This window comes from Salegentibacter sp. (assembly GCF_036568425.1).
Lineage (GTDB): Bacteria > Bacteroidota > Bacteroidia > Flavobacteriales > Flavobacteriaceae > Salegentibacter.
Window position 1 is genome coordinate 1 of sequence record NZ_DATCSO010000089.1, and the last position, 13832, is coordinate 13832.

Below are 13832 nucleotides of genomic sequence, written 5' to 3' on the forward strand. Positions count from 1 at the left end.
GTATAAGTATCTCAGCTGAACCAGGATCTAAATCCTCACCATACGCCATTGTTTCGAATATTTTGCCTTCTTGCCTTCAAAATCAAATTCATTTTGATAGTCTCCAAAATGGACATATTCATGAAGAAGAACAGACCACCCCCAACCGAGAACCCAAAACCGAGAACTCACAACTCACAACCGAAAACCCAAAACCGAGAACCCACAACTCACAACCGAGAACCGTCACTTCTTATAAAACGGTATTAGGTAGGATATCCCATAGCTGTAGCCAACACCAAAATTGCTGTCGTCGTAGGTACGGTTAAATCCGGGGATAGTGAGGTTGTCAAAGTTGTTCGGCGTTTTTTGAAAAAGCCTGCGTTTTATCTGAACATTGGCCGAGAGATAAAGATTATTGAGGAGCTCTACCTTCAAGCCTCCAATTAATTCTATCCAGCTGGCGTTAAGTCCGCTGTTTTCTATCATTACATCCCGCACATCGGGCCCAAAGAATTGAGAGGTATTGTAAATAGTGTATTCGTGAAGCTCCTGGGTGAAAGTGGCAAATCCATACCGCAAACCGGCAAAGATCATATTCTCCATCCCGGTCCAGTTCTCATAAGCGTTATAATCTACGCCTATTTTTGCATATTGGCCGGTAGAAACCACGCTTATATTATCTTCAGAAAAAGGAAGGCTTTCAGACCCGATTTCGGCCGCGGCATAGAAATTATCATATACCCGGTAATCGCCCATGATCTCAAATCCCTCATAATCATCCTGGAGAAAACTACGGGCCAGTTTGCTAAGGTCGGTTCCTACCCGTATGCCGTATTTCTCCCGCTGGTCTATAGTATCAAGAGCTGTAGGTTCCTGTGCGAACAAAAAACCTGTGGCCAGCAAAAAGATCAGGCTAGTAGAAAATAGAGATATGGTGATTTGTTTCATCTTCAACTTCGGTTTGTTCTATAGTATAATTTTGAATCCAGGCTTCATCGTCTCCTGAATCTATGTTTAGCCTTAGATCAGAATAAATCACTTTGTAGGCACAGGCCCGGTTTACATAAACCTGCTCCCGGCCATAGGTGAATCTTAAAATATCGGTGTTTGGGATAAGGATATTTGGATCATCCCCGTCCTCATCCTCATCTTCATCGATCTCCCGGGCATTTATGGTAAATGCATATTCGGTGTTATCTTCAAAGGTTTTCAGCGGAATGGCGATACTATCAACATTTACCCTGTTGAGAAGAATAGAATCTCTTTCCTGGTCCCAAACACGTAAATTAGTGGGAGACCTGGTTTCTTCCGGTTCCTCGATATCAAAGAACTTTATGATAAGCAGGGGAGTGGTATCGGTAGAGGCGGGACATAGGTCATCACGCTGGCACCCGGAAAAAAGGAATATTCCGAAACTAACTAGAATGATTTTTAAAAAGATCTTATTCATCTATTTATATGTTAACCCGAACCCGGGAATTTGACACAGCCTCTTAAATTTTAGCCTAAACCTTCACCATTTATGCTGCCATGAGCTTCCCGGCCCCAGCCATTCACATACTAATTCAAAACATGGAAGGTATCACAGGCTCTAAAATATTAGCCTAAACTTCCCCCATTTCTGGTTCCGGCGGCTTGCCGGTCGGCCGGCTTTCTAAACATACCACATTTTCTACGTGGTGGGTTTGCGGGAACATATCTACGGGTTGAACTTTGGTCACCTTGTAATGCTCGTCCAGCAGTGCCAAATCCCTCGCCTGGGTAGCCGAATTACAACTCACATAAACAATTCGCTTTGGCAAGATACCAATTATTTGGGCTACCACGTCTTTATGCATTCCGTCCCTCGGCGGATCGGTGATGATAAGGTCGGGATGCCCGTGTTCATTGATAAAGCTATCGGTAAAGACCTTCTTCATATCCCCAACGTAGAATTCGGTATTGGTAATTCCGTTGCGCTCGGCATTTTCCTTAGCGTCCTCTATGGCCTCCGGTACTGCTTCAACCCCGATTACCTTTTTAGCATTTTTCGCCACAAATTGGGCGATGGTTCCCGTTCCGGTGTACAAATCGTAAACCAGTTCATCTCCACTTAGATCGGCAAAGTTTCTCGCAACCTTATAAAGTTCGTAAGCCTGTGCCGAATTGGTTTGATAAAAGGATTTTGCGTTTATTTTGAATTTTAAGCCTTCCATCTCCTCAAAGATATGGTCGCGACCCTTATAGCAGATTACTTCCTGGTCGTAAATGGTGTCGTTGCCTTTTCCGTTAATCACATACTGCAACGAGGTAATCTCAGGAAATTTTTCTGCAAGGGCATCCATTAGCAACTGCCGTTTAACCTTATCTTCTTTGAAAAACTGAATCAGCACCATAATTTCTCCGGTAGAAGAGGTGCGGATCATCAGGGTACGCAACAAGCCACTCTGTTCACGGGTATTGAAGAATTGCAGTCCGTTTTCTGTAGCGAATTCTTTTACGAAATTCCTGATGGCATTGCTGGGGTCTTCCTGTAAATGACATTTTTCGATATCCAGGATCTTGTCCCACATCCCCGGAATATGAAAACCAAGGGCGTTCTTGTCTTCGATATCCTCCCCGCTTTGGATCTCTTCTATAGTGAGCCATCTACTGTCACTAAAAGAAAATTCCATTTTGTTACGGTAAAAATAGATCTCTTTGCTCCCTAGAATAGGGGTGACTTCGGGTAACTCGATCTTGCCTATGCGTTGCAGGTTATTTAACACCTCATTCTCCTTGTATTCCAGCTGGTATTTATATTCCATATTCTGCCACTTGCAGCCTCCACAAACGCCAAAATGCCGGCAAACCGGCTCGGTGCGTTTATCAGATAATGTATGGAATTTTACTGCGGTGCCCTGGTAAAAGGCACGCCGCTTTTTGGTGGTTTGTACATCGGCGATATCACCGGGTACTGCATTGTCTATAAAGATCACTTTTCCGTCCGGAGCCTTGGCGATACTCTTGCCTTTTGCGCCGGCGTCAATAACTTCAACAGCTTCAAAGAGCTTGTTTTTATTCCTTCTTGCCATAGCGCAAAAATAGGATAATTGCTAAGATTTAATAGCCCGGCCCTTGAAAAATTCAGGAAACATTTAGTAATTTGCAGGAATTCAAATTTTGGATGATTTCTCTCCAAACCTGAAGTCTTTCAGTTTAAAGAAGGAATTGCAAAAAAGTAATATAAAAATATTAAAAATGCCATTAACCAAAATTTCAACTTCAGAAGAAGCGATTAAACTAGAAGATAAGTACGGAGCACATAATTATCACCCGCTACCAGTGGTTTTAAGTCGTGGCGAAGGGGTACATGTATGGGATGTTGAAGGAAAAAAATACTACGATTTTCTCTCGGCTTATTCTGCTGTAAATCAGGGGCATTGCCATCCAAAAATAGTTGATGCTCTATGCAATCAAGCCGCTAAACTAACGCTTACCTCCCGGGCCTTCCATAATGATGTACTGGGGCCTTATGAGAAGTTTGCTTCAGAATACTTTAATTTCGACAAACTTCTGCCTATGAACACAGGCGCAGAAGCGGTTGAAACCGCTATAAAGATCGCCAGAAAATGGGCCTATGAGAAGAAAGGGGTGGAGGAAACCGAAGCCCAGATCGTGGTTTGCGAGAATAATTTCCACGGAAGAACAACTACCATCATCTCTTTCTCCAACGATGAAGGAGCAAGAAAAAACTTTGGACCATACACCCCCGGATTCCTGAAGATTCCTTACGATAACCTGGAAGCCCTGGAAGAAACGCTTAAAAGCAACGATAATATCGCCGGATTTATGGTGGAGCCTATTCAGGGTGAAGCCGGAGTCTTTGTGCCTTCTGAAGGCTATCTCAAGCGCGCTAAAGAGATTTGTGAAGAACATAATGTACTTTTCATTGCCGATGAGGTGCAAACAGGAATTGCCCGTACCGGGAGATTACTGGCCGTAGATCACGAAGAAGTAAAACCCGATATCCTTATCCTCGGAAAAGCTATTTCGGGTGGCGTATATCCTGTATCTGCAGTATTGGCCAACGATACTGTGATGGAAGTGATCAAACCCGGGCAACACGGTTCTACCTTTGGCGGAAATCCACTGGCCGGCGCAGTAGCTACTGCAGCTCTGGAAGTAATAAGAGACGAAAAACTTGAAGAAAATGCCGAAAAAATGGGTGGCCTCTTCCGAAGGTTGATGAATGATTACATCAGGGATTCTAAAATTGTGGAACTCGTACGCGGGAAAGGGCTGCTGAATGCTATCGTGATTAACGATTCCCCCGAAGGAGATACGGCATGGAATATTTGTATGGCCCTGAAAGAAAACGGACTCCTGGCAAAACCAACGCATGGGAACATCATTCGTTTTGCACCTCCACTGGTTATGAATGAAGAACAGCTTAGGGATTGTGTTGATATTATCACTACAACTCTTAAGGAATTTGAAAAGTAAAATTCTGTTATGATTTTATAATGAAAAGCCCGCCTGTTTAGGTGGGCTTTTTTTGCTCGCCATCCTGAACATTATTCATGCCGCAGGTAAGAATGCCGTCATCCTGAACCTGATTCAGGATCTCATTAGAGTAAGTTTTCAAACAAATGCATGATTCAGGATTCCCTCAGAGCATCGTCACCCTGAACTTGATTCAGGATCTCATTTGAGTGAGATTATGCAAGAGCTTTCCTATATTATGAGATACCGGATCAAGGCCGGTATGACGGTTTTTAGGAGCGTCACCTAAAGTTGATTCAGACTCTCATGAAAGTATCGTCACCCTGAACCTGATTCAGGGTCTCATTTGAGTAAGAGAGAAGCACTCATTTTGAAGACACAAGCCAATTTAAATCTGTTCCAGAAAATTATTGCTCCATAGACCTTAAGATTTCCTCCATAGCCTGCTGATATCCTTCAATTCCGCCGTAAACAAAGAACATTACAACAGAAGCGATTAGGTTCAGACCGCTTAATACCAGTCCAATTATAGCCAGGACCCTTCCTGTTTTTACATTCTCAAACCCGGTATATAATTCGGGATTGGCATTGTAGATCTCGGTGGCGCGTTTGGCCATAACCAGGGCAATTATCCCGAAGATAACTCCTAAAATTCCATAACAGCAACAACCTATAATAGACAGTATTCCAAAGATTAGAATAATCGTAGAATTGGGTAATTGTGTGCGTTCCATAAATAAGCATTATTTGGTTAGTTGAATGAATTCATACATTTTATAGCCATAATTTACCGCCATAACTGTCCCTGCAAAAATGATCAGGCCTATTTTTACCTGGAAATCCCCTCTGAATTTATAAAAGAGATTGAAGACCAAAAAGGCAAGTAGCAGAAGTATGGGATAGATAGCCGGGTACATGTAAAAAGCTTCGATGAAATTTCCCTGAAAAAAAAGGATTGCTGCACGTTGACCACCGCAGCCAAAACATTCAACTCCCAATAGGCTTTTGTTCATGCATGGCAACATAAATTCTTCCATATCTACTTTTTTAGAAGTAATTTTTTATTGGTAATACGGTTATCCAAAGTTTTAACTTTAACGATATACACTGCATCCCGCAGGTTTCCAGTATAAAAATAATCATAATGTTTGTTTTCGTAATTCTTTTTACTGAAAATCATGCTGCCCATCAGATTGAATACCTGAATCTCCTTCAGTATTTTTCCTGTTATCACTTCTACCTGTTGTAAGTTTTTATTATAAAAAATTTCAGCGGTTTCAGTAGGTTCAAAATAATCTCCGTCTTCTTCGGGAAGTTGAGGTTGAGGTTCTTCCGGAACTTCTTCTCTAAAACCTAAATAAAACCTGTTTTCATAATTCCCGGTCTGCAACTCGATTTCAAAATCAGATTCATAGAGATTATGGGAAAGTTCTGTTTCAGCATCAAAAAGCATAATCGCTTTAGGAGAAAAATTTTCAGGGATTTCATAACTTATTTTCAATGAGGTCTTTTCTTTTATCGAAAAAAGGAGCGGGATCTTTTCTGCATTGTCGAAAGGTAAAACATTTATCAGGTAGGCGTCTCCGTCTATTATCCAGGCCGCGTCGGTATTTAAGCTGCCAAAAGCCACGGCATCCATCGCGTGGTCTGCTCCCGGAGTGGCATCATCTCTGAAAGCGATCAGCAATTGTCTAATATATAAGTCATCGAAACTGAAATTTAGCCTTAAGCTGGGAATGACTTGTTGGGCTGTTCTAAATTCTGAGTTGCCATTATTTTCTCTCATAAAAACACGCTGAGAATTTTGAAAACTGACCTGTCCGTTACTTTTTCCCATGATCATAAAACCCTGGGCGATAGGACTAAATTCCCGCCCATAATGCTGTCCTGTACCGCCTGTGTTACCCGTTGGCTTTGCCGATTCATCATAATGCTGAAAGACTGCCGGGACGTAGGCACCAGCTCCGGGGGAATAAGCACCATAGCCACCTTCATAATCTTTGAGATAATGTGAGAAAGTATGGTCGGAATGATCCCAGAAATATGCTATTCCAGTGGCTGCAGTATTCTGAACAAGAAATTTTTTGAGGTTTAAGGCTGAAGGATATGGGTTTCCCACCAGTAAAACCTGGTCTTTCTGGATACTCATACTTATAAGGCCATCATTTGGTAACCCCCGAAAGTCGTAACGCTGCCGGTTCCCCGGATTGTTTAAGATTCCTTCTATGCTGTTTAAATTGGTGCCGTTTACTCCTTTCATGGTGAACCCCAGGCCCGCGGCCGGATTAAAATTAGCACCTATATACTCCCAGTCAGCATAAGTGCCTCCCTCAAATTTATAAAGCCAACGGACCGAGATGGTAAGCGGATTTGCCTTTCCGTCTAAAGCCGGGGAAAGCATAGCAGGTTTGCTTTCGGTTTTGCCTATAGGTTCATAAATAATCCTATCTACGGTTTTTGCTGCCCCCGAATTATCTCTAACTGGTAAACCCCAGTAATTGTAGTTGTAGGCATTGGCCCGACCTTCCTGGAAAACAGATAGTAGCCCATTGCCTGTATTTAAATTATTGGTTTTATCACCCTGTATGAGCTGCGCCTCCTTTCTAAGATATATGCTTGCTTCGGAAGTGGGATTCGGATTTTTTTCTAGGTGGATTCCCCCCTCCACATACAAAACCAGGTTTTTTGCATATAGAAAACTGCTCCCGGCCTTGGAAGGTGAAACACTTAATTGGGCAGAAACCTGATGAAAATAGAAAAACAGGAACAGGAAGTAAAAAAGCTTCATAATTACTTTAACTTTGTCACTTGCAAGTTCCCTTGAAAAAATTGAATTCAGAATAAGGGGTTTCTGGTAAAATTGATCTGAAATGAAGAATACACAATTAATAAATACAATTCTTATTGTAGTTGGTGGTGGATTGTTGCTTTATGCCATCACCGTTGAAAATGCTAACCAATATCTTAAGATAGCCGGTTTGGTTATTATTATGTTCGGCCTCTTTAGAGCAACAAATTTCTGGGTAGTTACTAAAGATGACCATAAAGAAGAAAACAAAGAAGATAAGCAGTAATGGAATTCAAACGCGGAGATAAAATAGCGGCTCTTGATGATGACCTTGAAGGAGTAGTGGTGAAAACCGATGAAACATCTGTAACCATAGAGACTCCCGATGGCTTTGAGATGGAGTTTTCCCCTTCGGAATTGGTGAAGATCGAAACTCCTTTTGAGGAGCTCCCGGTAGATATGGACCTGGACCGGGTACTGGAGGAAAAGCAAATTCCCAGGAAACCCAAATCAAAACGCGTTAGGCCCAAAGAACGGAATGCTCCGCCTATGGAGGTAGACCTTCATATTGAAAAACTGGTCAATAATTATCGCGGGATGAATAACTTTGATATCCTAAATCTGCAGATGGAAACCGCTAAAAGACAATTGGAATTTGCGATGAGAAAACGCATTCAGAAAATTGTATTTATTCATGGGATCGGTGAAGGCGTTTTAAAGGCTGAACTGGATTACCTGCTTGGCCGCTACGATAACCTTAAATTTTACGATGCCGATTATCAAAAATACGGGCAGGGAGCTACAGAAGTTTATTTCTTTCAGAATAATTAGCCCTGAAATTACTGCGCTTCGGTATTATTTTCTTCCTCCGGATTTTCCTCTTCAGTTTCTAAACTACTTACCCCGGAAACACTATAATACCCCAGGTTATACTCATCAAATCGTATTTCTTCCCCGCTGCCATCCTGTTTTACGAAATTGAAATTCCTTATCACAATATCAGAACGGTAGTTGCGATTAATCGAATGGTCAATAACCTGATTATGCTCATTATAGGGTTCGGTTAACTCCGGGTTAAGGTAATTGGGCCTGTCGGCAAGTTGTAGGCTCTGCGGGTTAAGCAAATCGTCACTACTTACTTCATATTTGCTGAGCGAGCCATCGCCATCATCATCAGGGTCGAGGTAATTTGGAATACCGTCTTCGTCGGTATCTCTGTAGCCTTCTGCGGTAGGATCGCCGTCACCGGTTCTTATTTCGGTACTTGTGCGTACATTATCGCCATCGTCATCAATATCCAGGTAATTAGGGATTCCGTCAGCATCGGTGTCGAGATGGGTATCGCTTCCTGAATTTTGCGCCTCATCCGGGTTCATTCCTTCATCTATATTTTCTATACCGTCTTTGTCGGCATCATCCTGTGGACCTATATCATTAAAACGGGTATTTATTACCACGCTTCCTTCGGTAGTTATATATTCATCTATAACGCCGGGATCCTTAGAGGGCACAGCCTTGCAGAAATAATCACTGGGTATTTCACCATCATAGAGCCTATAGATCATTTTGTTATCTCCGGTTAATTCTATCTCTATCGGCTCGTTGGTATTACGACTCAAAAGCAACTGATTTTCATCTAATTGCCTGGACGTTAATTGCAGCGTCATAGATTCGTAAACATCATTGTTATTGATCACATAAAGCACCTTCTGATCTCCTAACCCACATAGTTTGAGCTGACTGTTTTCCAGATCAAAAGTGGTGACTATAATGTCCCCGTTATCACAGGAACTTATTCCCAGGAAAATGATGAAAATTAAAAAAACCTTTTTCATTAATGTGCTTTTCAACAAAAATAGCGGAATTAAGGATTTTCACCCCCTTTATCCTTAAAATTATTTTTATTTCGTTTAATTTTGTTTTTAATGAAAAACGTATACTTAGACTCTGCCGCAACCACGCAAATGCGTGAGAAAGTGATCACCCGAATGACCGACGTAATGAAAGAGGTTTACGGGAATCCTTCATCTACCCATAGCTTCGGAAGATCTGCTAAATCTCTGGTGGAACAGGCCAGAAAAACCGTAGCGAAATACCTGAATGTTAAACCAGCCGAGATCGTTTTCACCTCCGGGGGAACCGAAGCTGATAACCTCGCGTTAAATTCTGCAGTGCGCGATCTTGGCGTGGAACGTATCATTACTACCAAAATAGAGCATCATGCGGTGCTTTATACCATTAACCAGCTGCAGGAATGTTATGATATTAAGGTTGATTACCTCGATCTTGATTCTTGCGGAAATGCTGATCTGGATCAGTTGGAGGAACTCCTGAAAAATTCAGATGAGAAATCCCTTGTGAGCCTGATGCATATTAACAACGAAGTAGGAAACCGCCTTGATATTAAAAAAGCAGGGGAGATTGCTCATACCTATAATGCGCTTTTCCATTCTGATACCGTACAATCGGTAGGGCATTATGAGCTTGATTTTAGTGAGATCCCGGTGGATTTTACTGCGGTGAGCGCTCATAAATTCCATGGTCCGAAAGGTGTAGGTTTTGCCTTTGTGAGAAAAAATACCGGCTTGAAGCCGCTTATTTTTGGTGGGGAACAGGAACGCGGGCACCGCGCCGGAACCGAAAGTGTACATAATATCGTTGGCCTTGAAGAAGCTTTGAAATTATCTCTTGAAAACCTGGAAGAGGAAAAGGCTTATGTTTCAGAACTCAAAGAATATTTTATAGAAAAAATTAAACAGCAGATTCCGGAAGCCAAATTTAACGGGAACTGTGAAGATGCGGATGGTAGTACCTATACCCTTGTGAACGTTTGTTTGCCGGTACCTCCCCAAAAAGCCCTGATGCTGCTTTTTCAACTTGACCTCAAAGGAATTGCCTGTTCCAAAGGAAGCGCCTGCCAGAGCGGAAGCGATAAAGGTTCGCATGTTCTTAACGAGTTCCTTTCGGAAGAAGACCTCGCGAAACCATCCCTAAGGTTCTCTTTTTCACATTATAACACCAAAGAAGAACTCGATTATGTCGTGAAAACCCTTAAGGAATTCATTGAATCCTAAACCGGATACGGAGTGATTTTTTTTTGAGATACCTTCCTGCCGTTGAATTCTATTAAGGATATTCTAACCGGTATGATGCCTTGCCTTTAGACGAGCTTTGCAGTTAATTATCGCTATATAAATTTTAGGTGCCGATGAGCTGTTTTTTCTGCCTCCGACTAGCAAAGGGAGAGGAAAGCACTTGCCAAAAAGTCACCTCCACCAATGGCGCCATTTTTTGTTTCGTTTTTTGGACGTTCAAAAAATGAAAGGAAGAACAATCCTCAAAAGGTCTTTAGCATACCTGATTAATTCATAAAAACTGGAAAACCTGAACAAGGCCACAATTTTCATATCTTTCCTGTAAAATAAAGTCTATTTTGGGTTACCCGGGCATTCAAATCACTTTTCAACCTCGTTTTTTGTTAAGATTCTCAGATTAGCATGCTCGTGCTTTTTTTAAATAATTTAATTTACATAATATTGATAATTCAAAATCCACTGGATAACCAATCCAATATTTGAAAAATATGAGCCAGAATATAGAAAAGCTTAACAATAAAATTGAACAAGCCCACCTGGGCGGAGGAAAAAAACGTATTGAAAGTCAGCATTCAAAAAAGAAACTTACCGCCCGTGAACGTGTGGATTACCTGCTCGATGAATCGTCTTTTGAGGAAATAGGTATTTTAGTTACTCACCGTACCACCGACTTCGGGATGGATAAACAGAAATTTTACGGAGATGGCGTGGTAACCGGCTATGGAACTATAAATGGTCGCCTGGTATATGTTTTTGCCCAGGATTTTACCGTTTTTGGAGGTTCCCTTTCTGAAACCCATGCCGAAAAGATCTGCAAGGTGATGGACCTCGCCATGAAAGTTGGAGCTCCATTAATAGGTCTCAACGATTCAGGAGGCGCACGAATCCAGGAAGGAGTAAAATCTCTTGGTGGCTATGCCGATATTTTTCACCGGAATGTAAAAGCCTCGGGAGTTATTCCGCAGATATCCGCAATAATGGGGCCTTGTGCAGGGGGAGCGGTTTATTCGCCTGCCATGACAGATTTTACCTTTATGGTTCAGGATACGAGTTATATGTTTGTAACCGGGCCTAATGTGGTAAAAACCGTTACCAATGAAGAAGTGACTTCCGAAGAACTGGGGGGAGCGACTACCCACGCCACTAAATCGGGGGTAACCCATCGCACCGCGGTGAACGATATTGGTTGTCTTGAAGATATCAAACAGCTTATCAGCTATATGCCACAAAGCAATAAGCAAAGCCCGGAAAAACTTCCTTTTAATCCCGGAGACGAATTCAGAGATCAGCTGGAAAGTATCGTACCCGATAGTTCCAGCAAACCTTATGATATGCACGAGGTTATAAACGGAATAATAGATGAGGATAGCTTCTTTGAGATCCATAAGGATTATGCTGATAATATAATTGTGGGATTCGCAAGATTAGGAGGGCGTAGTATAGGGATTGTGGCCAATCAACCAATGAGCCTTGCAGGTGTGCTGGATGTTGATTCCTCTAAAAAGGCAGCCCGTTTTACCCGTTTCTGCGATTGTTTTAATATCCCTTTACTTGTCCTGGTAGACGTGCCGGGCTTCCTGCCGGGAACCGACCAGGAGTGGAACGGAATTATTCTAAACGGTGCGAAATTGCTCTATGCACTTAGTGAGGCTACAGTGCCTAAGGTGACTCTTATTACCCGTAAAGCCTATGGTGGTGCCTATGATGTGATGAACTCGAAGCACATTGGCGCCGATCTTAACTTTGCATGGCCAACAGCCGAGATCGCCGTAATGGGTGCAAAAGGAGCCAGTGAGATCATCTTCCGGAAAGAAATAAAAGAAGCCGAAGACCCTGCAGCTAAACTTGCTGAAAAAGAAGAAGAATATGCCGAAAAATTCGCCAATCCTTTTGAGGCAGCCCAGCGCGGATTTATTGATGAAGTGATAATGCCTCGGGAAACCCGTAGAAAACTTCTCAAAGGATTCAGTATGTTGGAAAATAAGGAGGTTCTTAGACCAGATAGGAAACACGGGAATATTCCGCTATAGAAAATTAAATCGCAAATACTAAACTAACTAAAATTATGACTAAGGAACAGCAAAACGCTAAACTTAAATTTGAAAGGAAAGATCTGGAACTCGAATTTACCAGCCAAAGAAAACTTAGGGAAGATGAATTACTTCTAAACCACGTTTTCGATGAGACCGAGCTTCCGGACTGGGAATAAGCTTTAGCCGGATGAAATTCAATAAAATAGTTTGCGTAGATAATACAAAACTTACCCGTGCCGCAATTAATGAACTTCAAAAGTACAGCGAAGACGGCGTAGATAATTATAGAGATTACCCTGAAGAGGAGGCTGAGGTTATAAAGCGTATAGGCAATGCTGAAGCTGTGTTGGTTTCCTGGAAAACCCAGCTCAATGAATCTGTAATTAAGCAATGTCCTAATCTTAAATACATTGGGATGTCCTGCAGCCTTTATGATGACGAATCTGCGAATGTAGCGGTGAACTTTGCCAGGGAACGCGGGATACGCGTTAAAGGAATTTTTGATTACGGCGATCCCGGAGTAGTGGAGTTTATAGCTTCAGAACTCGTAAGGTTGCTGCATGGGCTTGGCGAGCATCAATGGCAGGAAATGCCTGTAGAACTCACCAAACGTAAGATTGGGATTATAGGACTTGGAACTACCGGCCAAATGCTTGCTGAATGCCTTTTGCCTTTTGGGGCGCATCTTTATTACTTCAGCAGAACCCGGAAAAAGAAATGGGAGGAAAAAGGAGTTAAATACCTTCCCCTGGATGAATTCCTGGAGAAATCAGAAATTATTTCCTTTCATCTCCCCAGAAATACCAAATTGCTTAATAGCAGAGAGTTTGAGATTTTAGGCCAGGGAAAAATTATAATCAGTACTTCTCTCGGGCTTCCTTTTGAAGAAAAAGCCTTCCAGAAGTGGCTGAAAAATGAAGGAAATTTCGGTATCTTTGATGGTGATGCCAGGGAAGCACTTTCAGAAGCAACTTTGGCGGAAAAAAGCCTGATATCTTCAGAAAAAAGTGCCGGTTGGAGTAAAGAAACCCGGCAGAGACTTTCAGATAAAGTTCTAAAGAATATCAGGGAGTTTATTGATAATTAAAACCTTAAGTTTTTCAAGAAAGTTTGGGATAGGAGACGTGGTTTTTTCCTGTAACCTATGTTACTTATAACTTTCTTAAAATTTACTTAATTTGCAAGCAATTTAAAAAACACAGTATGGAATGGATTTTTGAACCATGGCCCTGGTATGTTGCGGGTCCGCTTATCGCTTTAATGATGTTTATCCTTATTTTTACTGGTAAGGATTTTGGGATGTCAGCTAACCTAAGAACTATGTGTTCCATGTGTGGAGCAGGTAAAAACATCGAATTTTTTAATTTTAATTGGAAATCTCAGCGCTGGAACCTAATGGTGGTTGTTGGTGCAATTATCGGTGGTTTTATTGGTGCCAACGTTCTTACTGAAGATCCTTCCGTAGCGATT

The 13832-nt window shown here is 41.9% G+C and carries 14 protein-coding genes and 1 pseudogene; 8 read left to right on the forward strand and 7 right to left on the reverse strand.

All coding sequences use genetic code 11. The features are described from left to right. Positions 1-225: 225 nt before the first annotated feature. From VIM94_RS08600 to rlmD, 3 genes are all read right to left on the reverse strand, one after another. A complete protein-coding gene (locus VIM94_RS08600) occupies positions 226-930 on the reverse strand; it encodes a DUF6048 family protein (protein ID WP_332038886.1) in 705 nt (234 codons plus the stop codon). Further along, positions 896-1432 (reverse strand): DUF6452 family protein, encoded by a 537-nt coding sequence (locus VIM94_RS08605; protein ID WP_332038887.1) that lies wholly within the window; start codon positions 1430-1432, stop codon positions 896-898. The genes VIM94_RS08600 and VIM94_RS08605 overlap by 35 nt, the downstream gene beginning before the upstream one ends. A gap of 154 nt (positions 1433-1586) precedes the next feature. Beyond that, a complete protein-coding gene (gene rlmD, locus VIM94_RS08610; protein WP_332038888.1) occupies positions 1587-3035 on the reverse strand; it encodes a 23S rRNA (uracil(1939)-C(5))-methyltransferase RlmD in 1449 nt (482 codons plus the stop codon). Between the two features lie 166 nt (positions 3036-3201). Here rlmD and rocD point away from each other — a divergent pair, with 166 nt between their 5' ends. After that, on the forward strand, positions 3202-4446 hold the full coding sequence (gene rocD, locus VIM94_RS08615; RefSeq protein WP_332038889.1) for an ornithine--oxo-acid transaminase: 1245 nt from the start codon (positions 3202-3204) through the stop codon (positions 4444-4446). Between the two features lie 407 nt (positions 4447-4853). Here rocD and VIM94_RS08620 read toward each other — a convergent pair whose 3' ends face one another. The 3 genes from VIM94_RS08620 to VIM94_RS08630 are packed head-to-tail and all read right to left on the reverse strand — an operon-like array spanning position 4854 to position 7234. Beyond that, positions 4854-5180: a CCC motif membrane protein gene (locus VIM94_RS08620; RefSeq protein WP_332038890.1), complete on the reverse strand. Its 327-nt coding sequence runs from the start codon at positions 5178-5180 to the stop codon at positions 4854-4856. Positions 5181-5189: 9 nt separating this feature from the next. Beyond that, a complete protein-coding gene (locus tag VIM94_RS08625) occupies positions 5190-5459 on the reverse strand; it encodes a DUF2752 domain-containing protein (RefSeq protein WP_332038891.1) in 270 nt (89 codons plus the stop codon). 26 nt (positions 5460-5485) lie between these two features. Next, positions 5486-7234, reverse strand: coding sequence for a hypothetical protein (locus VIM94_RS08630; protein WP_332038892.1), 1749 nt, complete (start codon positions 7232-7234; stop codon positions 5486-5488). 82 nt (positions 7235-7316) lie between these two features. Here VIM94_RS08630 and VIM94_RS08635 point away from each other — a divergent pair, with 82 nt between their 5' ends. Both VIM94_RS08635 and VIM94_RS08640 read left to right on the forward strand, forming a co-directional pair. Continuing rightward, positions 7317-7520, forward strand: a complete 204-nt coding sequence (locus VIM94_RS08635; RefSeq protein ID WP_332038893.1) for a hypothetical protein — start codon at positions 7317-7319, stop codon at positions 7518-7520. Then, positions 7520-8065, forward strand: coding sequence for a Smr/MutS family protein (locus VIM94_RS08640; RefSeq protein ID WP_332038894.1), 546 nt, complete (start codon positions 7520-7522; stop codon positions 8063-8065). The genes VIM94_RS08635 and VIM94_RS08640 overlap by 1 nt, the downstream gene beginning before the upstream one ends. Positions 8066-8073: 8 nt before the next feature. On the opposite strand, the gene VIM94_RS08645 is transcribed toward VIM94_RS08640, so the two are convergent. Further along, on the reverse strand, positions 8074-9069 hold the full coding sequence (locus VIM94_RS08645; protein WP_332038895.1) for a hypothetical protein: 996 nt from the start codon (positions 9067-9069) through the stop codon (positions 8074-8076). A gap of 90 nt (positions 9070-9159) precedes the next feature. Between VIM94_RS08645 and VIM94_RS08650 the strand changes: the two genes are divergently transcribed. The 5 genes and pseudogenes from VIM94_RS08650 to VIM94_RS08670 all read left to right on the forward strand — a co-directional run. Next, the gene (locus VIM94_RS08650) at positions 9160-10308 is read left to right on the forward strand and encodes a cysteine desulfurase family protein (protein ID WP_332038896.1); all 1149 of its coding nucleotides are present in this window, start codon (positions 9160-9162) and stop codon (positions 10306-10308) included. 509 nt (positions 10309-10817) lie between these two features. Continuing rightward, positions 10818-12359: an acyl-CoA carboxylase subunit beta gene (locus tag VIM94_RS08655; protein WP_332038897.1), complete on the forward strand. Its 1542-nt coding sequence runs from the start codon at positions 10818-10820 to the stop codon at positions 12357-12359. 35 nt (positions 12360-12394) lie between these two features. After that, positions 12395-12538, forward strand: coding sequence for a hypothetical protein (locus VIM94_RS08660; RefSeq protein WP_332038898.1), 144 nt, complete (start codon positions 12395-12397; stop codon positions 12536-12538). An 11-nt stretch (positions 12539-12549) separates the two neighbouring features. Further along, complete coding sequence (locus VIM94_RS08665) at positions 12550-13449, forward strand: NAD(P)-dependent oxidoreductase (RefSeq protein WP_332038899.1); 900 nt, start codon at positions 12550-12552, stop codon at positions 13447-13449. A 116-nt stretch (positions 13450-13565) separates the two neighbouring features. Next, a pseudogene (locus tag VIM94_RS08670) lies at positions 13566-13832 on the forward strand (YeeE/YedE family protein); the annotation flags it as partial.

Excerpts from the sequence above, each read along its gene's own strand:
- VIM94_RS08665 (WP_332038899.1), top strand. The coding sequence starts at position 12,550 with ATGAAATTCAATAAAATAGTTTGCGTAGATAATACAAAACTTACCCGT.
- rlmD (WP_332038888.1), bottom strand. The coding sequence starts at position 3,035 with ATGGCAAGAAGGAATAAAAACAAGCTCTTTGAAGCTGTTGAAGTTATT.
- VIM94_RS08630 (WP_332038892.1), bottom strand. The coding sequence starts at position 7,234 with ATGAAGCTTTTTTACTTCCTGTTCCTGTTTTTCTATTTTCATCAGGTT.
- rocD (WP_332038889.1), top strand. The coding sequence starts at position 3,202 with ATGCCATTAACCAAAATTTCAACTTCAGAAGAAGCGATTAAACTAGAA.
- VIM94_RS08625 (WP_332038891.1), bottom strand. The coding sequence starts at position 5,459 with ATGAACAAAAGCCTATTGGGAGTTGAATGTTTTGGCTGCGGTGGTCAA.
- VIM94_RS08600 (WP_332038886.1), bottom strand. The coding sequence starts at position 930 with ATGAAACAAATCACCATATCTCTATTTTCTACTAGCCTGATCTTTTTG.
- VIM94_RS08605 (WP_332038887.1), bottom strand. The coding sequence starts at position 1,432 with ATGAATAAGATCTTTTTAAAAATCATTCTAGTTAGTTTCGGAATATTC.
- VIM94_RS08645 (WP_332038895.1), bottom strand. The coding sequence starts at position 9,069 with ATGAAAAAGGTTTTTTTAATTTTCATCATTTTCCTGGGAATAAGTTCC.
- VIM94_RS08640 (WP_332038894.1), top strand. The coding sequence starts at position 7,520 with ATGGAATTCAAACGCGGAGATAAAATAGCGGCTCTTGATGATGACCTT.
- VIM94_RS08655 (WP_332038897.1), top strand. The coding sequence starts at position 10,818 with ATGAGCCAGAATATAGAAAAGCTTAACAATAAAATTGAACAAGCCCAC.
- VIM94_RS08660 (WP_332038898.1), top strand. The coding sequence starts at position 12,395 with ATGACTAAGGAACAGCAAAACGCTAAACTTAAATTTGAAAGGAAAGAT.
- VIM94_RS08650 (WP_332038896.1), top strand. The coding sequence starts at position 9,160 with ATGAAAAACGTATACTTAGACTCTGCCGCAACCACGCAAATGCGTGAG.
- VIM94_RS08620 (WP_332038890.1), bottom strand. The coding sequence starts at position 5,180 with ATGGAACGCACACAATTACCCAATTCTACGATTATTCTAATCTTTGGA.
- VIM94_RS08635 (WP_332038893.1), top strand. The coding sequence starts at position 7,317 with ATGAAGAATACACAATTAATAAATACAATTCTTATTGTAGTTGGTGGT.